A 19,740-nucleotide genomic window follows, 5' to 3' on the forward strand; every position below is an offset into this window, starting at 1 on the left:
GCCCTGTCAAAAAAGCTTGCTGCGGCGCCCGATACAGCCGGTTTGGGCAGCCTGTCCGCCTCCGGGGAAAGAGATTCCATCCGCTGTATATCGCGTTGGCGACGACTAGCAAAGCCGCAGAATGGCGCTGTAACGGGCCTTTTTCGCCGCAAACAGAGCTGTCCGTCGACCTGTTTCAACTCTTCAGATAGCGAATTCGGTGATCGCCACGAATTCCGCCGCGGTCGCGGCTGCGATAAAACCGTTTGGCAACACCTGGCAGCAGGGTGAAACCGTTGTCGGACCAGATGTCTGACCCGCCGTGATCATAGCTCACATAGAGCGCCGGAACATCGCTGGTCAGCGTCACGCTTTCGCCTTCTTCGCTCACCTGGATTGACGGCTTCTGGAACCGGTAGTCTTTCGGGCGGCGTGGCAGGTAGTCATTTTCACCAACGTGTCCGCCAGTGCCGTCTTGCCAGCTGAAATGCAGGAACTCGTCGGCAGCGAGGTCTGAGGCGGGAAGGCGGGCGATCTCGACGGCGCGATCTGTCGGGCAATGGCACGACCAGTCGCCGCAGTCACTGATGAAGCCCAGGGTCGAGACCCGCTGTGCCGTGAGTGTGAGTGACACCGCGCTGTTGGTGTCATTTATGGCCCAGAGCACGATGTCGCCGGTCGAAGGGTCGGGTTGAGCGGTGACCAGCACCGGCGCATGAAACCGCCGCGCCAGATAATGGGTCAGCTTCCAGCCGCCGCCATATTCCAGTGACGCCCAGCTTGCCACCGGCCAGGTGTCGTTGAGTTGCCAGTACAGGGTTCCCATGCAGCGCGGCGTGACCGAACGCCAGAACTCGATCGCCGTCTTCATCGCCAGCGCCTGGTTGACCTGGCTGAGCCAGGTCATGTCCTCAAAACTGTCGGGAAAGCGGAAATAGCGCGTCAGCGTTTCAACAATGCGGCTGTTGCCGCCGGCATTGCGCTGGTGCACATCCATGACGCGTGAAGACACATTGCGGTCTTCCTCCTCGGTGAAGCTTTCAATCACCCGGTTGGACGGAAACGACTGAAAGCCGAATTCGGAGCAGAACCGCGGCTGGACCGTGCGGTAGTGCTCGAAATCTTTTGAGGAATGCCACACATCCCAGAAATGCATGTCGCCCGAGCTGTCATCATGCCAGCCGTCACCGAAATTGAGCGGCCCGACCGAGGGCGAAGACGGCCAGAAGGCAATGTCGGGCTTTTCCGCCGCCACCGCTTCCTCCAGTGCTGCGCTCAGTCGGGCATAGACGGCGAGATAGCGGTCGCGATTGCTGCGGCTTTCCTCGAACCAGGTCAGCGCCCCGATGACTTCATTGTCGCCGCACCACAGCGCCAGGCAGGGATGGGCCGACAGCCGCCGGATCTGCTGGCTGGCTTCGCGCCGCACGCTGTCGAGCCAGGCATGGTCATGGGCCGGGTAGAGGCTGCAGGCAAACATGAAATCCTGCCAGACCATAAGCCCGAGTTCGGAGCACAGCTCGTAAAACCAATCCGCCTCATATTGGCCGCCGCCCCAGATGCGGATCATGTTCATGTTGGCTTCAACCGCCGAAGTCAGACGGTCACGCACGGCATCCGGTGTTGCGCGCGCCGGCAGCGCATCGGCGGGGATCCAGTTTGCGCCGCGCATGAAAATTTCGCACCCATTGACCCTGAAGGCGAAGCGGCTGCCGATGTCATCCGCGTCGGTGACAAGCTCGACCGTGCGCAGCCCGATGCGGCGCGTTACGGTGTCTTCGCCCAGGCGCAACTCGAGATCGTAAAGCGGCTGCGCCCCGTGGCCTGCCGGCCACCACAATTGCGGAGTGTCGAGGGTGAGGCTCAGCCGGGTACGGCCGGATCCAGGCCAGACCTGAAGGGTCTGACTGGCGGATTGTCCGTCACAAGCGGCGCTGGTTTCCAGACTGCCTGCTGCAAAACCGGTGTAATGAAGATCGATCTCCAGCGTGACCTTGCCGTCATGATGGATCTGCATGACCATGACATCATCCAGCCGTGCCAGCTGGTTGCGGCGGAGCGTGACCGGGCCGCACAGTCCCAGTGGCGACAGCGCGATGTTCCAGTCCCATCCTGCATCGCATTGCGTTTTGCGCAGGAAATTGTAATGCGGAAGCCTGTTGTTGTCGGTCGAATAGGGAACCGGATAGGGCGACGCGGCGGCGTTGCGAACAGCCTCGGCGGAATTGGAAAGAAACTGAACTTCCAGGCAGTTCTCACCCTCAGTCAGCGCCTGGCCGACATCGAAATCATGGCGCAGAAACCGGTTCTCCACGCGTCCCAGTAGGATGCCGTTCAAGCGTATCTCGGCGACACAATCAATGCCGTCAAACGACAGCGTCCAGTGCCCGGCTTCGATGTCGGTCAGATCAAAGCGTTTGGTTGCGGTCCATTCGCTCTCATGTACCCAGTCGAGCGAGATCTCGGTGTCGCGCCAATAGGGATCGGTGATGATGCCTGCATCAAGCAGCGCCGAATGCACATCGCCCGGCACCGGCAGCGGCGCGCTGTGGGTGCCATTGGTCACGCTCCATCCCGACGAGAGCTCAAGGCCCCGTGCGGTCGCATCTGCCGGAAACGTCATGGCGCTCGTCCTCCCAAAACCTCAATGCTCGTCGATGCCACGCCGGGCCGATTCCGGCAAGTCTGGAGGCCGATTTCGGCCGGCGCTGCGTCCGCTGGATTGGATCGGCAAGGAATTGTATTTGGCGGCGCGGAGTTGTAGTGCTCCTCACAGGCGCGCAGATCATTGGAGATATTTCATGAGCGTTGAAGAGCCGGTTCCCGCAGATCAACCCGAGACCAAGCGCAAGCGCGGCCAGGGTGTCGGCGCCGTCTATGACACGCTCAAGCGGGAAATCCTCAACCTGACGCTGGAGCCCGGCAGCGCGATTGACGAGGTCAAGCTGGCGGAGCGTTTCGGCATATCGCGGACACCGGTGCGCGAGGCCATGGTCAAGCTGGCCGGCGAGGGGCTGGTCGTCACTCTTCCGAACCGGTTCACCATCGTCGCGCCGATCGATTTTCCCAATCTGCCGCAATTTTTTGATGCATTGACGCTGATGTACCGGGTGACCACGCGGCTGGCGGCGGCCAACCGGACCGAGGCCGAACTGGCAAGGATCTGGGAGCTTCAGCACGACTACACGCGCGCTGTGGAGGCCAGGGATGTGCCGATGATGATCGAGGTCAACCGCAACTTCCATGCGCAGATCGCAAAGGCGGGAAAGAACCGCTATTACGCCGAACTGTTCGAGCGGCTTCTCGACGAAGGCCGGCGGCTGCTGCGGCTCTATTACTCCTCCTACAATGACAAGCTGCCAAGGATCTATCTGCAGGAGCATGAGGTCATGCTGGCGGCCATAGAGAAGCAGGATATCGACGCCGCCGACCGCATCGCCAGGGCGCATGCCGAGCAGATCATCCGGCAAATCCAGGCCAGCATGACGGAAGACCGCCGCCTGAACGCGGATATAAGCCTCTGAAATAAAATGACTAAATGCATTTTCTGAACCGCGGATTCTGGACTCGAAATTTATTGTCGACAACGAAAATACAATAAACTATGGTTTTCCTGTCTCCGCAGAGAGGCACCCACGGCGGTCCATTCGCACAGAAGCGGAATTTGTCGTCGGTCAGAACACCATCAACGTCCGCTTCGCGGTCTAAAACACAGAGGGTTCTATGTTTCAAAAAATCAGAAAATGGGCGCTGGTCTCCATGCTGTCGGTTGCGGCATTCCCGGCAGTTGCCCAGGAAGTCACATGGCAGGTGCCGACATCGGTGCCCGAAGGCTCGCCCTTTTACGTCAATTTCCTCGAGCGTTTCGCCGACAATGTCGATGCTCTCACCAACAGCCGCGTGATGATCGAGCCTTTCGGCGCCGGCGTGCTGGTGCCTGCCTTGCAGGTCTATGACGGTGTCCGCGACGGCATCGTCCAGGCCGGTCACTCGACGCCCAGCTATCTGGTCAATCAGGATCCGCTCAACGCCATTTTCGCCGGTTTCCCGGGCGGCATGGGTCCTGAGGCCTATGTCACCTGGATCTATGAAAAGGGCGGCAAGGAAAAGCTCGCAGAACTGCGCGCCAAGGAAGGCTTCAAGAACCTGATCGTCGGCATCGGCTCGTCCGAAGTCATGGCGCATTCCAATGTGCCGATCACCAAGGCCGAAGACCTCAAGGGCATGAAGTACCGCACCTCCGGCCCATGGGCCAAGGTGATGGAAGAGTATTTCGGTGCAGTTCCGACGGTTGTTCCCCCCGGGGAAATCTACACTCTGCTGCAGCGCAAGGGCGTCGACCTGATCGAATGGGGTCCGCCCTCGGCCAACCTGCCTGAAGGCTTCCATGAAGCTGCCAAATACATCATCGTTCCGGGCGTGCACCAGCCGACCTTCCTGTGGGAAGTCGTGCTCAAGCAGGAAACCTGGGATGCGCTGCCTGACGATCTCAAGCCGTTGCTCGAGATGGCCGCAGAACTGACCACCATGCAGGCGCTGGTGCATTTCTACGGTGAAGACGTCGTCGCCATGGACAGCTATCGCAAGGGCCCGAACGAGGTGATCACGCTGTCGCCGGAGTTCATCAAGCAGCTTTCGGATGCGGGCGTGGACTGGATCAGCAAGACGGCAGAAGCCCAGAAGGCTGAAGGCAAGTCGGACATGGCTGACATTCTCGCCGACTACATGGCCTTCAAGACCCTGTGGTCTGCAGAAAGCTCCTACCTGGTTCGTAACCAGGACTAACCGAGACAACGGAACCCACCGTCATGACCAGGCTTTTCAACATTGTCGACGCCTTCTCCCGTCTGCTGTTTTGGATCGCCCAGATCGTGACGGTGGTTCTGGTCATCTCGATGATCTACGAAGTGGTGGCGCGCTATGCATTTGGCGCGCCAACCATGTGGGCCTTTGATATTTCCTACATGTGCACCGGCTCGCTGTTTGTTCTAGGCGCCGCCTATGCGCTCAGGGAAGATGCCCATGTGCGGATCGATTTCCTCGCCCAGAAAATGCCTACTGGCTTCCGCCGTCGGCTTGAAGGTGTGGTCTTCGTGTTCCTGCTGACGCCGATCTTTGCGGCGCTGTCCAAATTCGCGGTCGAGCGCGCCTGGCGCGCCTGGACCACCGCGGAGGTCGAAAGCGTCAGCCCCTGGGCGCCGCTGATGTGGCCGTTCTTTTCAATTCTTGCTGTCGGGCTGATCGCCTTGACCCTTCAGCAGCTTGTCCATGGGTTGCGGGCGTTTCGCGGCCAGGATGACCAGCCGTTCAAACGGGAAGCTTGAGCATGATCATCGCCGCCTTGATGTTCCCCGCGCTGTTTCTGCTTGTGCTGACAGGCATACCAATCGCGTTCTCGCTTGCCATCGTCTCGGCCGGCGCCGGAATTGCCAAATTCGGGCCGCACGCCTTTGCCCAGCTTTACGGGGCGTTTTATTCGGCCTCGACCAATTTCATTCTCGCCGCCATTCCCATGTTCGTGTTGATGGGCGCCATTCTGGAGCGTTCGGGCATTGCCGAGCGTTTGTTCCGCGTCATGCAGATATGGATGTCGAAACTGCCCGGCGGGCTGGCCGTCGCGACCATTGCCATGGGCGCGATTTTCGCTGCCGCTGCCGGTGTGGTTGGCGCCGTCGAGGTGATGATCGGCATGATGGCGATCCCCGCAATGCAACGCGGCGGCTACCGCAACAGCCAGATTGCCGGCACCATCTGCGCCGGCGGCTCGCTCGGCACCATGATCCCGCCCTCGGTGATCGCGGTGATGTATGCCTCGCTGGCGCAGATGTCGGTGGGCGAACTGCTCGCCGGCATGATGTTGCCTGGCCTGCTGATGGTCGGCCTGTTCATCATCTATCTGATAATCCAGGGGGTTATGGCGCCGCCGCAGCCGCTGCACGAAGACAGTGAGCCGGAAATGCCGCTGGGCGAGAAATTGCGGCTGACGGTGTCGTCGCTGCTGCCGATCTGCCTGCTGATCTTTGCAGTGCTTGGCTCTTTGCTGGCGGGCATTGCCTCTCCAACCGAAGCCGCGTCGGTCGGCGCAGTCGGCGCCGCCATCCTCAGCATCATCTATGGCCGTTTCAATCTCGGCATGCTGTTTGAATCGCTCCGGATCACCGTCCGCATCTCGGCGATGATCCTGTTGATCGTCGCCGCCGGCACCATGTTCATGGGCACATTTGCGGCCAATGGCGGCTCGCGCATGATCCGTTCCTTTATCGAGGCGGCCGGCTTTGGCGACACCGGCATGATCATCTTCTTCCTGCTGATCGTGCTGCTTCTCGGCTTCGTGCTCGACTGGACCGCCAATGTGCTGATCGCGGTGCCGCTGTTTACGCCGTTCATCCGCTCCGCCGGCATCGATCCGATCTGGTTCGGCACGATGATGATCATCGTCATCCAGACCAGCTACCTGACACCGCCGATGGCCTCGTCGATCTTCTATCTCAAATCCATCGCGCCGCCGGACATGACCTATGGCCAGATGTGCCGCGGCGTGGTGCCCTTCATCCTTCTGCAGATTGCAACCCTCATGGCGGTCGCCCTGTTCCCGGCGCTCTCGACATGGCTGCCGTCGCAGATCGTCGGATTCTGAAACCCGTTCACTGAAAACAAAAAGGAGACGCCCGATGGATAAGTCTATCTTCACCGGTTGCATACCAGCACTGATGACGCCGTGTCGTCCCGACCGGACCCCTGATTTCGACGCCCTGGTCCGCAAGGGCCAGGAACTGGTCGCCGCCGGCATGTCCGGCGTGGTGTATTGCGGCTCGATGGGAGACTGGCCGCTGCTCACCGATGCGCAACGCATGGAAGGCGTTGCCCGTCTGGTTGCCGCCGGCGTTCCCACCATCGTCGGCACCGGCGCGATCAACAGCGCGTCTGCCGTTGCCCATGCAGCCCATGCCGCCGAAGTCGGCGCACAAGGCCTGATGGTGATCCCGCGGGTTCTGTCGCGGGGAAGCTCGGCCGGCGCGCAGGCAGCGCATTTCAAGGCGGTGCTTTCGGCGGCTCCCGACCTGCCGGCGGTGATCTACAACAGCCCCTATTACGGTTTTGCCACCCGCGCAGAGCTGTTCTTCGCGCTGCGCAAGGAACACAAGAACCTCATCGGCTTCAAGGAATTCGGCGGCGCCCAGGATCTGCGCTATGCGGCCGAGCACATCACCTCCGCCGATGACAGCGTCACCCTGATGGTCGGCGTCGACACCAATGTCTTCCATGGTTTCGTCAATTGCGGCGCCACCGGCGCGATCACCGGCATCGGCAATGCCCTGCCGCGCGAAGTGCTGCATCTTGTGGCTTTGTGCAAGAAAGCAGCGACGGGCGACGCCCAGGCGCGGCTGCGGGCCAGGCAACTCGATGAGGCGCTGGGTGTGCTCTCTTCGTTTGATGAAGGCGCCGACCTGGTTCTCTACTACAAGCACCTGATGGTGCTGACCGGAGACGCCGAATATGAGCTGCAGTTCTATGAGACCGATGCACTCACGGACTCGCAGCGCAGCTATGTGGAAAGCCAGTTTCACCTGTTCCGGACCTGGTACGCGGAGTGGTCCGCACAGGTCTGATCATCCCGGTCGGGGATGCAATCAGATGATCAGATTGGCGGGCGGTGCAGATCAAGCGCCGCCCGCAAAAATTATCGGCAGTTGTCAGACGATGCCGCCGCCGGCGCCACTGACCGCCGGCCGCTCTGCCGCCACCCTGGCGCGGTAGCCGGATTTCCGGAATGCCGAGACCGGATCGATCGCCGATCCCTTTTCCAGACGCGCCATCGCCAGGATCGGTTCGACATCGGTGCGGAACGCCTGCTTCAACAGGGTTGTCGCTGTCATTGCATCATTGCCGTCCTGGGCAGCTTCGAGAGCGGGCCTGTCGACGATCAGCGCCTGCGCATAGGCGCGCTGCACCTCCATGGCGCTGACCATCAGGCTCTCGATCGGATCGGTGACATTGTGCGATTGATCGAGCATATGCGCCGGGTTGAAATTCGGCGCCTTGCGGTGGCTGGCGTCGACAAGCTCGTTGAACACCAGAAACAGCCGGTAGGGATCGATTGATCCGGTGTCGAGATCATCATCGCCATATTTTGAATCGTTGAAATGGAAGCCGCCGAGCTTGCCGAACTGGATCAGCCGGGCGACGATCATCTCGATGTTCACATTCGGCGCATGGTGGCCGAGATCCACGAGACAGAAGGCTTTTGGTCCCAGTTCCTGGGCGATCATGAAATTGGTGCCCCAATCCTGCACCACGGTTGAGTAGAAGGCCGGCTCATACATCTTGTGCTCGGAGAAGATGCGCCAATCCTCGGGCAGCCCCTGATAGATCCGCTTCATCGCCTCCAGATAGCGCTCGAACTGCCGGGTGAAATTGCTCTGGCCGGGGAAGTTGGAACCATCGCCGATCCAGACCGTCAGCGCCTTCGATCCGATGGCCTTGCCGATCTCGATGCATTCGAGATTGTGCTCGACAGCCTGCGTGCGGGTCTCGTCGCGCGTGTTGGACAGCGAGCCGAATTTATAGGATTGCGGCTGATCCGGCTGGTCCTGAAAGGTGTTGGAATTCATCGCGTCAAAGAAAAGGCCCAATTCTTCCGCTTTCGCGTTCAGATCGTCGGCAGGCGCCTTGTCCCATGGGATATGCAGGGACACCGAGGGTGTCGCGCCGGTCAGCTGGTGAATGACGCCGCAATCATCAAGCTTGTCGAAAACATGCCGGGGCTCGCCGCTTCCGGGAAAGCGGGCAAAGCGTGTTCCGCCGGTGCCGACGCCCCAGGAGGGCACCGCGACACCATAGTCCGAGACTTGCGCCTTGATCGCGTCAATGGAAATGCCGCGCCGGTCGAGCCGCTGTCCAAGGCTGTCATAGTCCTCGCGCAGCGCCGCGATCGAGGTTTCGTTCGTCTCTTCGATGACGGATGACTTGATCATGATGCACTCCAATCCATCCAGAGGGGTCAGCGGGTGAAGGCCTGCACATTGCCGGCATCGACATTGATGATGTTGCCGGTGGATTTTGACGAGGCGTCGCTGGCCAGGAAGAAGGCGGCTTCGGCGATGTCTTCCGGCAGGACCGAAAGCTTGAGCAGCGAGCGCTGGCGGTAGTGTTCCTCCAGATCTGCGGTCTGCTTGCCATAGGCATCGGCGCGCTCCTGCAGCCAGTCGCCCGACCAGATCTTCGAGCCGCGCAGCACCGCATCGGGATTGACCACATTGACCCGGACGCCCATCGGCGCGCCTTCGAGCGCCAGGCAGCGGGCAAGATGGATCTCCGAGGCTTTCGCCGTGCAATAGGCCGAGGCGTTGGGGGAAGCGGCCAGGCCATTCTTCGAGGCGATGAAGATGACGGCGCCGCCAAGGCCCTGGGCGCGCAGCATCTTGAAGGCGGCGCGCGACACCAGGAAATAGCCTGTCGACAGGATCGACATGTTCTTGTTCCACAGCTCCAGCGTGGTCTCTTCGACGGGGGCAGACGAGGCAATCCCGGCATTGGACACGACGATATCGACACCGCCGAATTCGGCGGCCATCTCGGCATAAGAGTGATCAACCGCCGTCTCGTCGGTGACATTCATGGTGACCGCGCGCACCACGTCAGGGGAGTATTCCCCGGCGAGAACATCCGCGGTGCGGGCAAGCATGTCCTCGTCGATGTCGGCCAGCACCACGCAGGCGCCCTGGTCGAGAAACCGCCGTGCCGTGGCCGAACCGATGCCGCCGGCGCCACCGGTGACAATGGCGATCCGTCCGGCAAGGCTCTTGGGCTTGGGCATCCGCTGCAGCTTGGCTTCCTCCAGAAGCCAGTACTCGATGTCGAAGGCTTCCTGTTCGGGCAGGCCGCAATAGGTCGAGACACTTGAGGCGCCGCGCATGACATTGATGGCATTGGTGTAGAATTCGCCGGAAATCCGCGCCGTCGCCTTGTCCTTGGCAAATGTGATCATTCCGACGCCGGGCACCAGATAGACAATCGCGTTTGGATCGCGGATGGCCGGGCTGTCGGCGTGTTTGCAGCGCTCGTAATAGCCCGCATAATCAGCGCGATAGGCCTCGACGCTGCTTTTGAGGCTTTCGATCGTGGCGTCGAGATCCGGGCTTGCCGGATCAAACGCCACCACCAGCGGGCGGATCTTGGTGCGCAGGAAATGGTCCGGGCAACTGGTGCCGAGTGCGGCGAGGGGCTCCATGTCGCGGCTGCAGACAAATTCCAGAACCGCGTCGCAATCTTCGAAATGCCCGACCATGTGGGCATTGGCCGAGACCATGCCGCGAATGCGCGGCATCAACGCACTGGCGATGCGGCGGCGCTCCGAAGCTGGCAGCGGCGCGTGTTGCTGTCCGCCAAAGGCCGGTTTGCCAGCCGTCATTGTCTCAAACCAGGCGATCGCCTGGTTGATGATGTTGATGGTCAGGCGATAGCAATCCTCGGCGGTGTCGGCCCAGGTGAACAACCCGTGGCTTTCCAGCACCACACCCTTGGCCTCGGGATTTTCGTGGCAGAATTTTTCCAGCCACAACCCCAGTTCATAGCCGGGCCGCTTCCACGGCAACCAGCCAATGTCATCGCCGAAAATCTGCCGGGTCAGCTCGCGGCTGTTCTCGGACGCGGCGATGGCGATGATTGCATCGGGATGCATGTGATCGACGTGTTTTTGCGGAACATAAGCATGCAGCGGCGTGTCGATCGAAGCCGCGCGTGTGTTCAGATTGAAAGTGCAGTGCGGCAGGTAGCCGACCATCTCATCTTCGAATTCGACCCCGCGATAGAGATTTTTAAGCGCGTTGAGCTTGTCCATGTAGAGGGTAGCGAATCCGTCCATTTTGATGGTTCCGACATCGCCGCCCGAGCCTTTGACCCAGAGAACCTCGACCATGTCTCCCGAGAGAGGATCCTTCTGCATGACCTTTGCCGAGGTGTTGCCGCCGCCGTAATTGGTGACGCGCTTGTCGGAACCGAGCAGGTTGGAGCGGTAGAGCAGCAGCTCCGGCTCGCTCATCTGCCCGGCGATCTTGGGGTCCCAAAGATTGGCCAGACGTCCGGCCTCGGTTTTCTCCAGCATGCAATCCTCCCATCGCCAGGTCATCGCCGGCGCTCCGTATTCGCTTCAATCAACACCCGTTGCTGCGCAGTTGTCAATCATAAACACTCAAAAACAATCATTGTGCATTGCGGTATGATTGAACATGATTGTTTGTGATTGACAAACATGGAATTCGATGGAAATCTTAGGGCTGGGAGGACAGCATGCACGAAAGCGAACGCCACAGGATCATCCTATCCGTCATTCAGGAGAAGCCGGTCGTCACCGTTGCCGAAATGGTAGCGCTGACCGATTCATCCGAGGCCACGATCCGCCGCGACATCGCCACCCTGCATGTTCAGCACAAGCTGCGCCGGGTGCGCGGCGGCGCTGAGTCGACCAATCCGCCGCAGTTTCTCGGCCTTGCCGGACGCACGTTCTCCGTCAACGAAACCATCAATGCCGGCAAGAAGCGCGCCATCGCGCTGGCTGCGGTGGAGCTGTGCAATGATGGCGACTCGATCATCATCAATGGCGGCACTACCACCTTCCAGATGGTGCATCCGCTGGCTGCCAAGCGCATGCAGGTCTTCACCAATTCGTTTCCCATAGCCGAGCATCTGCTCAAGCATTCCAAGAACACCATCACGCTGTCCGGCGGCACCATTTACCGCGAACAGAACATCATTCTCAGCCCGTTCGAAAATGACGTCACCAAGAATTTCTCCGCCCAGAAAATGTTCATGAGCGCCCACGGAATTGGCCCGCTGGGGCTGCTGGAGGCAGACCCGCTGCTCATTCAGGCGGAGCAGAAACTCATCAACCAGGCCGATGAACTGATTGTGCTGGCCGACAGTTCGAAATTCCGGAAGCGCTCGAGCCTGATCCTGTGCGGCCTCGACCGCGTCACCACGGTGATCACGGATGACGGCATCGAAGAGCGGTCGGCGAAGATGCTCGAGCAGGCAGGCGTGGGCCTGATCATCGCCAAAAATCATTCGGTTCAGGAGGAAGTTTCATCGGGGGCGTCATAGCGCTCGACGAAAAATGGACGTCACATCCCAGGGAGGAAAACAGATGGGTATCTTGAAGAAATTCGTGACTGCGGCAGCCATAGGTGTTGCCATTCTCGCCTCGACGGCCGGAGCGCAAGCCGAGAACAAGCGCATCGCGCTGGTGGTCAAGGCGCTTGGCATCGGCTTCTTCGAAGCAGCAGCAAAGGGTGCCGAAGAAGCAGCCAAGGAGCTGGGCGACGTTGACATCATCTACACCGGCCCGACCGACACCACCGCCGAAGGCCAGATCGAGGTGATCAATTCGCTGATCGCCCAGAAGGTCGACGCCATCGCTGTCTCGGCCAATGACACCGATGCTCTGGTGCCGACGCTGAAAAAGGCCATGGACCGCGGCATCAAGGTGATCAGCTGGGACAGCGGTGTGGCCGAGGAAGGCCGCCAGCTGCACCTCAACCCGTCTTCCAATCCCCTGATCGGCAACATGATCATCAAGCTCGCCGCAGACAATCTGCCCGATGGCGGCAAAGTGGCGGTTCTGTCGGCCACCACCACATCCACAAACCAGAACACCTGGATTGAGGAAATGAACAAGGTGATGGGCAACTATCCCGGCATAGAGGTCGTGTCGACCGTCTATGGCGACGACAAGGCCGACAAGTCCTACACCGAAGCCCAGGGACTGATGAAGGCGCATCCGGACCTCAAGGCGATCATCGCACCGACATCGGTCGGCATCGTGGCTGCGGCGCAGGCCGTCTCCGACGCGGGCAAGGCCGGTGAAATCAATGTCACCGGACTTGGTCTTCCCTCTGAAATGGCCGGACATATCGCCTCGGGCGCATCGAAGTCCTTCGCCATCTGGAACCCGATCGATCTGGGCTATTCCGCCACCATGCTGGCCTATTCGCTGATTGACGGCGCCGAAGCCACACCCGGTGCCGAGATCCCGATGGGGCGCATGGGAACGCTGACGCTCGATGACAACTCCGAAGGCGCCATGGCCGACCCGTTCGTCTATGACGCCTCCAACATCGAAGCCTTCAAGGACATCTTCTAGGAAGATCCAAGCCGAGCCGGCAACGCCTTCGGGCGTTGCCACTCTTTTCCAGGGGGCGAGCATGTTGGCGGATACACAAGACGCCCGGGCGCGGGCGACGGATGCACCCACGCAAGCCGCTGCACAGCCATTGCTGTCCCTGCGCGGCGTCTCCAAGATCTTTCCCGGCGTCAAGGCGCTCTCCGATGTGGCGCTCGATCTTTATCCAGGTCAGGTGACAGCCCTTGTTGGCGAAAACGGCGCCGGCAAATCTACCATTGTCAAGATCCTCACCGGGATCTACCAGCCTGATGGCGGCACCATATCGATGGACGGCAGGCCGGTGCATTTTGGCGATGCGCATGCGGCGTCTGCCGCCGGCGTGACCGCCATCCATCAGGAAACAGTGCTGTTTGATGATCTTCCGGTCGGCGAGAACATCTTTATCGGCCACGAGCCGCGCACACGCTTTGGCCTGATCGACACCAAGGCCATGCGCATTCAGGCGCGAGCACTGTTGCACAAGGTCGGCGCCGACATCGATCCGCGCGTCCGCTTGCGCGACCTCGGTATCGCCAACAAGCACATGGTCGCCATCGCCCGCGCCCTGTCGATTGAAGCCCGCGTCGTCATCATGGATGAACCGACCGCGGCGCTGTCGCACAAGGAAATTGCTGAGCTCTATGAACTGGTCGAGCGGCTCAAGGCGGATGGCAAGGCGATCCTGTTCATCAGCCACAAATTCGATGAGATTTTCCGCATCGCCGACCGTTACACGGTGTTTCGCGATGGCGAACTTGTCAGTGACGGCTTGATCGGAGATGTCTCCGAAGACGAATTGGTGCGGATGATGGTCGGCCGCACGGTGGGTCAGATATTCCCGAAAAAACAGGTGCCGATCGGCGACGAGATCCTGACAGTGGCAGGCTACAGCCACCCGACCGAGTTCGAGGACATCGGCTTCAAGCTCAGGCAGGGGGAAATCCTCGGCTTCTACGGGCTTGTCGGGGCAGGGCGCAGCGAATTCATGCAATCGCTGTTCGGCATCACAAAACCTTCCAAGGGCGCGATCCGCATTGCCGGAGAGATCCGGGTGATCCGCAGTCCAGCCGAAGCCATTGAAAGCGGCATTGTCTATGTGCCGGAAGACCGCGGCAAGCAGGGCGCCGTCATCGGGCTGCCGATCTTCCAGAACGTCACGCTACCCAGTTTGCACCGGACCTCGCGGCGCGGCTTTCTCAAGCTCGCCGAAGAGTTCAAGCTGACCCGCGAATACACCTCGCGGCTGGATCTGCGCGCCGCATCGCTGGACCAGGACATCGGCAATCTGTCGGGCGGCAATCAGCAAAAGGTGGTGATCGCCAAATGGCTGGCGACCGAGCCGCGGGTGATCATTCTCGATGAACCGACCAAGGGCATCGACATCGGCTCCAAGGCGGCGGTGCATGAATTCATGACCGAGCTTGCGGCCAAGGGCCTGGCGGTGATCATGGTCTCGTCCGAACTTCCCGAGATCATGGGCATGTCCGACCGGGTGATCGTCATGCGCGATGGCCGGATTGCCGGCGAGTTCGAGCGCGAGGATATCACCGCCGAAGGGCTGGTGCGGGCGGCTGCCGGGCTTGGCGCGGGAGCAGGCGCATGACCCAGATCCTCAAGTCCCGCGAAGCCATCCTCGCCGCCGCCATCCTGCTTCTGGTCGGCCTGATCTCCACCCGCTTTGGTGATTTTGCAGCGCCGGCAAACCTGATCAATGTCTTCAATGACACCTCGATCCTGATCATGCTGGCGCTTGGCCAGATGGTCGTCATCGTCTCGCGCTGCATCGACCTCTCGGTCGCCTCGAATCTCGCCTTGACCGGAATGGTGGTGGCGACCATCAACATGATGTTTCCTGCTGTACCCGTGCCGGTGCTGCTGCTTGTCGCCATCGGCTTTGGTGCACTGCTCGGTTCCATCAACGGCATCCTGGTCTGGAAGCTCGATATCCCGCCCATCGTGGTCACACTCGGAACGCTGACCATTTTCCGCGGCCTGATTTTCCTGATCTCCAATGGCGAGTGGATCAACGCTCATGAAATGTCGCCCAGCTTCAAGGCGTTCCCGCGCTATGATGTGCTTGGCCTGTCGCTGCTGTCCTGGCTGGCAATCGCGACCATTGCCGCTTTCTTCGTGCTGGTGACGCGCACCCCGCCGGGCCGCGCATTCTTTGCTGTGGGCGGCAACCCCCATGCGGCGGTCTATACCGGTATCAATGTCGGCTACACACGGTTCCTGGCTTTTGTGATTTCCGGCGCGGTGGCCGGTTTGTGCGGCTATCTCTGGGTGGCCCGCTACGCGGTCGCCTATGTCGATATTGCCGGCGGGTTCGAGCTGGAAGTGGTCGCGGCTTGCGTCATTGGCGGCATATCGATTGCCGGCGGCATCGGCTCGGTCGGCGGCGCGGTGCTTGGCGCGCTGTTCCTCGGCATCGTCAAGAATGCGCTGCCGGTGGTCAATATTTCACCGTTCTGGCAATTGGCCATTTCCGGCGCGGCGATCATCATTGCCGTGGCCTTCAATGCCCGCTCAGAACGCAAGAAGGGCCGCATCATTCTCAAACAGGCGGAGCGTCTCGCATGAGCGATCAGGCTTTGGACCGCGACCAGCGCGCGCCCGACAGGAACATTCCCGACCGGCTGACATCACCGTTTCAGCGCATTTTCAAAAGCTGGGAGACGCTGCTGCTGGCCGTGGCCATTGCCATCTTCATCATCAACTCGTTTTCCTCGCCCTATTTCCTCGATCCCTGGAACCTCTCCGACGCCACCTTCAATTTCACCGAAAAAGCCATGATCGCCTTTGCCATGGCCTTGCTGATCATCTCGGGCGAAATCGACCTGTCGGTGGCCTCGATCATCGCGCTGACCTCGACCGCGATGGGCTATCTGGCGCAATTCGGATTTGGCGTTCCCGAGCTTGTCGCAGCCGGCCTGCTGGTCGGCATGCTGTGCGGCGCCTTCAACGGCTTCCTGGTGACCGGCCTGGGGCTGCCCTCCATCGTCGTCACCATCGGCACCATGAGCCTGTTTCGCGGCATCTCCTACATCGTGCTCGGCGACCAGGCCTTTCGTGGCTACCCCGCCGGGTTCTCGTTTTTCGGACAGGGCTATGTCTGGTGGGTGTTCACCTTCGAGATCGTGCTGTTTGCCGTGCTGGCCGTGCTCTATGGAATTTTGCTGCACAAGACCGATTTCGGCCGCGCCGTCTATGCGATCGGCAACAATCCGGTCGGCGCGCAGTTTTCCGGCGTGCGGGTCGGCCGGGTCAAATTCATCCTGTTCATGCTGACCGGCCTGATGGCGGGCATCGCCGCGATCTGCCTGACCTCCCGTCTTGGCTCGACGCGGCCCTCCATCGCCTTTGGCTGGGAGCTTGAAATCGTCACCATGGTAGTGCTCGGCGGCGTCAATATCCTCGGCGGTTCGGGCACCATTCCCGGTGTCGTCATCGCCGCTTTTGTCATGGGCATGGTGACCTTCGGCTTTGGCCTGATCAATGTGCCGGGCATTGTCATGTCGATCTTCATCGGGCTGTTGCTGATTTCCGTCATCGCCCTGCCGCGGCTCTGGCTGAATTATCGCACCCGCCGGAAGGCCGTCTGACCATGGAAAAACATGCCTTCAAGATGCGGCTCAATCCCGGTTGCGAGGCGGAATACAAACGCCGCCATGACCAGATCTGGCCGGAGCTTTTAGACCTGCTCAAGGCCGCCGGTATCTCGGACTATTCAATTCACCTCGACCGCGAAACCAGCATCCTGTTTGCTGTCCTGTGGCGCAAGGCTGGTCACACCATGGAGGCGCTGCCGCTTGACCCGGTCATGCAGAAATGGTGGGCGCATATGTCGGATATCATGCAGACCGGAGCCGGCAACCAGCCGCTGGCTGTGCCGCTCGAAACCGTCTTTCACATGGACTAGGCGATGCGATCCCGGGGCAATATTGCAGTCATCGATATCGGCAAGACCAACGCCAAGGTGGTGCTGGTGGGCGGCGATGACCTGCACGAAATCGACATGCGGACCATGCCCAATGTGGTCATCGATGGCGCGCCTTATCCGCATTACGACGTCGAGGCCCTGTGGGCCTTCATCGAGGCAGGCCTGGCGCAGTTTCACGCCGCGCACGGCATCGCGGCGATCAGCATCACGGCCCACGGCGCCAGCGGCGCCTTGCTTGACCAAACCGGCAGTCTGGCAGCGCCGATCCTTGATTACGAGCATACCGGCCCGGATCAACTGGCCGCTGAATATGACGCGCGGCGGCCGGCATTTGCCGAGATCGGATCGCCGCGCCTCCCGCGCGGCCTCAATCTCGGCGCCCAGCTTTACTGGCAGTTCAGCACCTTTGCCGGGCTGTTCGACCGCACCTGCCGGATCGTCACCTATCCGCAATATTGGGCATTCCGGCTGACCGGCGTTGCCGCCACGGAAGTCACCTCTCTGGGCGCCCACACCGATCTGTGGAACCCGCACCAGGCCCGGTTTTCATCCATGGTCGACGCGCTGGGCTGGCGCGAAAAATTTGCCCCCGTCCGCCGTGCCGGTGATGTTCTCGGCAAGATCCGTCCCGAAATCGCCGCGCGCACGGGACTGGCTGCCGGCACCCCGGTCTGTTGCGGCATTCATGATTCCAACGCGTCACTGCTGCCCTATATCCTGGCCAATGATGCGCCGTTCTCGGTGATTTCCACCGGCACCTGGGTCATCGTCATGACCGTGAACGGCAAGCAGCTGACGCTTGATCCGATGCGCGACACGCTCATCAATGTCAGCGCCAATGGCAACAAGGTGCCCTCTGCCCGGTTCATGGGCGGGCGCGAATTCGAACGCCTGATGCAGGGCAGGGAGACAGACTATTCGGAAGCCGATATCGATGCGGTGCTCGAGAAATCTGCGATGCTGTGGCCTTCGATCGAGCCGACCTCGGGTCCGTTTCCCGGACGCACGCCCCGATGGAGCTGCGACCCCGAAACGCTGAGCGATGGCGAGCGTGCCGTTGTCGCCTCGTTCTATCTGGCGGTGATGACAAATGTCTGCCTGCAACTGACCGGCAGCCGCGGACAGCTCTTTGTCGAAGGCGCGATGGCATCAAATGCCGCCTACAAGAAAATGCTCTCCGCCGTGACGGGACAGGACATCGTCAGTGCAACCGGAACCGGCACCAGCACCGGTGCGGCCATGCTGGTGGCGCCGGCCTCGCGGCCACCCTTGCAAAATCCGCCGGATCGGTTCGCCGAGGCCGGGCGCGACCCCTTGATGGCCTATGCGCAAGGTTGGGCCGCGGGTCTCATCTGAGACCCTGCCTGCAGTTCAGACCTGGTTGGGCACGGCTTCGGCGTGATATTTCTCAAGCAGCGCCACCTCGGATTTGGAGCCCAGGATGACTGCGACGCGCTGGTGATGCGATGTCGGGGTGACATCCATGATCCGCTCGGTTCCGGTTGATGCCGCACCTCCGGCCTGTTCGATGATCATGCCCATTGGATTGGCTTCATACATCAGGCGCAACTTGCCGCCGTCTGTCCGGTTGCCGTCATCGCAAGGATAGAGAAACACGCCGCCGCGGGTGAGGATGCGGTGGACCTCGGCCACCATCGAGGCGACCCAGCGCATGTTGAAGGTTTTTTCGCGCGGGCCGTCCCTGCCGGCAATGCACTCGTCGAAATAGCGCTGGATCGGCGCATCCCACAGCTTGTAGCGCGAGGCGTTGATGGCGAATTCGCTGGTTTCTTCTGGAATCCGCATGTCGGGATGGGTCAGGCGGAATTCGCCGGTGCCCTGCTGGTGGGTGAAGCAGTTGACCCCGTTCCCCGTGGTCACGACCAGCGAGGTTGACGGACCATAGACCGAATACCCGGCGCAGACCTGTTCGTGCCCGGCGCGCAGAACCGACCGGTCGTCACTGGCGTCAATGGCATGCGCAATCCGCACCACCGAAAAGATCGAGCCGACCGACAGGTTCAGTTCAAGATTGGACGAGCCGTCGAGCGGGTCGAAATAGACCAGGTAATCGCCGGGCTCGGGATTGGATTTGAGCCAGTAGACCTCGTCGACTTCCTCCGACACCAGGGCCGCCACCCGGCCGCAATTGGAGCAGTGGCGAACGAATTCCTCATTGGCCAGCACATCCATCTGCTTCTGGGTTTCACCCTGGATATTGGTTGATCCGGCGCTGCCCAGATTGCCGACGAATGCGCCGCTGCGGACATGGTTGGAAATGATGCGGCAGGAAGTGGCGATATCCTCGAGCAGAAAGATCAGGTCCTTTTCGAGCGCGTGCTGCCTGTGATCAAGCAGCAGGAACTGACGAAGGGTAAGCTGTTTTTCGCGCATCAGGGGATCCAATTTCCGTTATGCCGGACGCGGTCCGTCGAAAGGTCGACCGGTCCAGTCAGATCGGCCATTGTCGGCCACTGCCTGTTTACATCCCTATTCACACGCTGGCGACCACGAACTGAACCGGGGCTGCGTTTCACACAAATCACCGCCTCGGTTTGCGAGACGCTGCCGGCTGCCAGGTCCCGGAGAGACGTCTGAGTTCGGGAGGGGCAGTTTCGTGCCGTTCAGCGATTCACAAAGCTCAAAAAACCGCTAGGTTGTT

The 19,740-nt window shown here is 60.7% G+C and carries 16 protein-coding genes; 12 read left to right on the forward strand and 4 right to left on the reverse strand.

Annotation, left to right across the window (positions count from 1 at the left end; genetic code table 11):
• Nucleotides 1-175 precede the first annotated feature (175 nt).
• Entirely contained in the window at nt 176-2,602 is a 2,427-nt protein-coding gene (locus OEG82_RS08290) for a beta-mannosidase (RefSeq protein WP_267611955.1), read from the reverse strand.
• Nucleotides 2,603-2,780: 178 nt separating this feature from the next.
• On the opposite strand from OEG82_RS08290, the gene OEG82_RS08295 reads away from it, so the two are divergent.
• The 5 genes from OEG82_RS08295 (at nt 2,781) to OEG82_RS08315 (ending at nt 7,589) form a co-directional block, all read left to right on the forward strand.
• Entirely contained in the window at nt 2,781-3,503 is a 723-nt protein-coding gene (locus OEG82_RS08295) for a GntR family transcriptional regulator (protein WP_267611956.1), read from the forward strand.
• Nucleotides 3,504-3,702: 199 nt separating this feature from the next.
• A complete protein-coding gene (gene dctP, locus OEG82_RS08300) occupies nt 3,703-4,764 on the forward strand; it encodes a TRAP transporter substrate-binding protein DctP (protein ID WP_267611958.1) in 1,062 nt (353 codons plus the stop codon).
• Between the two features lie 23 nt (nt 4,765-4,787).
• Complete coding sequence (locus OEG82_RS08305; protein WP_267611959.1) at nt 4,788-5,303, forward strand: TRAP transporter small permease subunit; 516 nt, start codon at nt 4,788-4,790, stop codon at nt 5,301-5,303.
• A 2-nt stretch (nt 5,304-5,305) separates the two neighbouring features.
• Nucleotides 5,306-6,616 (forward strand): TRAP transporter large permease, encoded by a 1,311-nt coding sequence (locus OEG82_RS08310; RefSeq protein WP_267611960.1) that lies wholly within the window; start codon nt 5,306-5,308, stop codon nt 6,614-6,616.
• Between the two features lie 34 nt (nt 6,617-6,650).
• On the forward strand, nt 6,651-7,589 hold the full coding sequence (locus OEG82_RS08315; RefSeq protein WP_267611961.1) for a dihydrodipicolinate synthase family protein: 939 nt from the start codon (nt 6,651-6,653) through the stop codon (nt 7,587-7,589).
• An 84-nt stretch (nt 7,590-7,673) separates the two neighbouring features.
• On the opposite strand, the gene rhaI is transcribed toward OEG82_RS08315, so the two are convergent.
• The gene (gene rhaI, locus OEG82_RS08320; protein ID WP_267611962.1) at nt 7,674-8,954 is read right to left on the reverse strand and encodes an L-rhamnose catabolism isomerase; all 1,281 of its coding nucleotides are present in this window, start codon (nt 8,952-8,954) and stop codon (nt 7,674-7,676) included.
• A gap of 26 nt (nt 8,955-8,980) precedes the next feature.
• On the reverse strand, nt 8,981-11,083 hold the full coding sequence (locus OEG82_RS08325) for a bifunctional rhamnulose-1-phosphate aldolase/short-chain dehydrogenase (protein ID WP_267611963.1): 2,103 nt from the start codon (nt 11,081-11,083) through the stop codon (nt 8,981-8,983).
• 185 nt (nt 11,084-11,268) lie between these two features.
• Here OEG82_RS08325 and OEG82_RS08330 point away from each other — a divergent pair, with 185 nt between their 5' ends.
• The 7 genes from OEG82_RS08330 (at nt 11,269) to OEG82_RS08360 (ending at nt 18,434) form a co-directional block, all read left to right on the forward strand.
• The gene (locus OEG82_RS08330) at nt 11,269-12,078 is read left to right on the forward strand and encodes a DeoR/GlpR family DNA-binding transcription regulator (protein WP_267611964.1); all 810 of its coding nucleotides are present in this window, start codon (nt 11,269-11,271) and stop codon (nt 12,076-12,078) included.
• 43 nt (nt 12,079-12,121) lie between these two features.
• The gene (gene rhaS, locus OEG82_RS08335; protein ID WP_267611965.1) at nt 12,122-13,117 is read left to right on the forward strand and encodes a rhamnose ABC transporter substrate-binding protein; all 996 of its coding nucleotides are present in this window, start codon (nt 12,122-12,124) and stop codon (nt 13,115-13,117) included.
• A gap of 61 nt (nt 13,118-13,178) precedes the next feature.
• Nucleotides 13,179-14,741 (forward strand): sugar ABC transporter ATP-binding protein, encoded by a 1,563-nt coding sequence (locus tag OEG82_RS08340; RefSeq protein WP_267611966.1) that lies wholly within the window; start codon nt 13,179-13,181, stop codon nt 14,739-14,741.
• Entirely contained in the window at nt 14,738-15,718 is a 981-nt protein-coding gene (locus OEG82_RS08345; protein ID WP_267611967.1) for an ABC transporter permease, read from the forward strand. The genes OEG82_RS08340 and OEG82_RS08345 overlap by 4 nt, the downstream gene beginning before the upstream one ends.
• Nucleotides 15,715-16,740, forward strand: a complete 1,026-nt coding sequence (locus OEG82_RS08350; protein WP_267611968.1) for an ABC transporter permease — start codon at nt 15,715-15,717, stop codon at nt 16,738-16,740. The genes OEG82_RS08345 and OEG82_RS08350 overlap by 4 nt, the downstream gene beginning before the upstream one ends.
• Nucleotides 16,741-16,742: 2 nt before the next feature.
• On the forward strand, nt 16,743-17,057 hold the full coding sequence (locus tag OEG82_RS08355) for an L-rhamnose mutarotase (RefSeq protein WP_267611970.1): 315 nt from the start codon (nt 16,743-16,745) through the stop codon (nt 17,055-17,057).
• A 3-nt stretch (nt 17,058-17,060) separates the two neighbouring features.
• Complete coding sequence (locus tag OEG82_RS08360) at nt 17,061-18,434, forward strand: FGGY-family carbohydrate kinase (RefSeq protein WP_267611971.1); 1,374 nt, start codon at nt 17,061-17,063, stop codon at nt 18,432-18,434.
• Between the two features lie 15 nt (nt 18,435-18,449).
• Here OEG82_RS08360 and OEG82_RS08365 read toward each other — a convergent pair whose 3' ends face one another.
• Nucleotides 18,450-19,472 carry a class 1 fructose-bisphosphatase gene (locus tag OEG82_RS08365; protein WP_267611972.1) on the reverse strand — a complete coding sequence of 341 codons (1,023 nt, stop codon included), beginning with the start codon at nt 19,470-19,472 and terminating at the stop codon, nt 18,450-18,452.
• Nucleotides 19,473-19,740: the final 268 nt, after the last annotated feature.

Source organism: Hoeflea ulvae, assembly GCF_026619435.1.
Taxonomy (GTDB): domain Bacteria; phylum Pseudomonadota; class Alphaproteobacteria; order Rhizobiales; family Rhizobiaceae; genus Hoeflea; species Hoeflea ulvae.

Excerpts from the sequence above, each read along its gene's own strand:
- OEG82_RS08290 (WP_267611955.1), bottom strand. The coding sequence starts at position 2,602 with ATGACGTTTCCGGCAGATGCGACCGCACGGGGCCTTGAGCTCTCGTCG.
- OEG82_RS08295 (WP_267611956.1), top strand. The coding sequence starts at position 2,781 with ATGAGCGTTGAAGAGCCGGTTCCCGCAGATCAACCCGAGACCAAGCGC.
- dctP (WP_267611958.1), top strand. The coding sequence starts at position 3,703 with ATGTTTCAAAAAATCAGAAAATGGGCGCTGGTCTCCATGCTGTCGGTT.
- OEG82_RS08305 (WP_267611959.1), top strand. The coding sequence starts at position 4,788 with ATGACCAGGCTTTTCAACATTGTCGACGCCTTCTCCCGTCTGCTGTTT.
- OEG82_RS08310 (WP_267611960.1), top strand. The coding sequence starts at position 5,306 with ATGATCATCGCCGCCTTGATGTTCCCCGCGCTGTTTCTGCTTGTGCTG.
- OEG82_RS08315 (WP_267611961.1), top strand. The coding sequence starts at position 6,651 with ATGGATAAGTCTATCTTCACCGGTTGCATACCAGCACTGATGACGCCG.
- rhaI (WP_267611962.1), bottom strand. The coding sequence starts at position 8,954 with ATGATCAAGTCATCCGTCATCGAAGAGACGAACGAAACCTCGATCGCG.
- OEG82_RS08325 (WP_267611963.1), bottom strand. The coding sequence starts at position 11,083 with ATGCTGGAGAAAACCGAGGCCGGACGTCTGGCCAATCTTTGGGACCCC.
- OEG82_RS08330 (WP_267611964.1), top strand. The coding sequence starts at position 11,269 with ATGCACGAAAGCGAACGCCACAGGATCATCCTATCCGTCATTCAGGAG.
- rhaS (WP_267611965.1), top strand. The coding sequence starts at position 12,122 with ATGGGTATCTTGAAGAAATTCGTGACTGCGGCAGCCATAGGTGTTGCC.
- OEG82_RS08340 (WP_267611966.1), top strand. The coding sequence starts at position 13,179 with ATGTTGGCGGATACACAAGACGCCCGGGCGCGGGCGACGGATGCACCC.
- OEG82_RS08345 (WP_267611967.1), top strand. The coding sequence starts at position 14,738 with ATGACCCAGATCCTCAAGTCCCGCGAAGCCATCCTCGCCGCCGCCATC.
- OEG82_RS08350 (WP_267611968.1), top strand. The coding sequence starts at position 15,715 with ATGAGCGATCAGGCTTTGGACCGCGACCAGCGCGCGCCCGACAGGAAC.
- OEG82_RS08355 (WP_267611970.1), top strand. The coding sequence starts at position 16,743 with ATGGAAAAACATGCCTTCAAGATGCGGCTCAATCCCGGTTGCGAGGCG.
- OEG82_RS08360 (WP_267611971.1), top strand. The coding sequence starts at position 17,061 with ATGCGATCCCGGGGCAATATTGCAGTCATCGATATCGGCAAGACCAAC.
- OEG82_RS08365 (WP_267611972.1), bottom strand. The coding sequence starts at position 19,472 with ATGCGCGAAAAACAGCTTACCCTTCGTCAGTTCCTGCTGCTTGATCAC.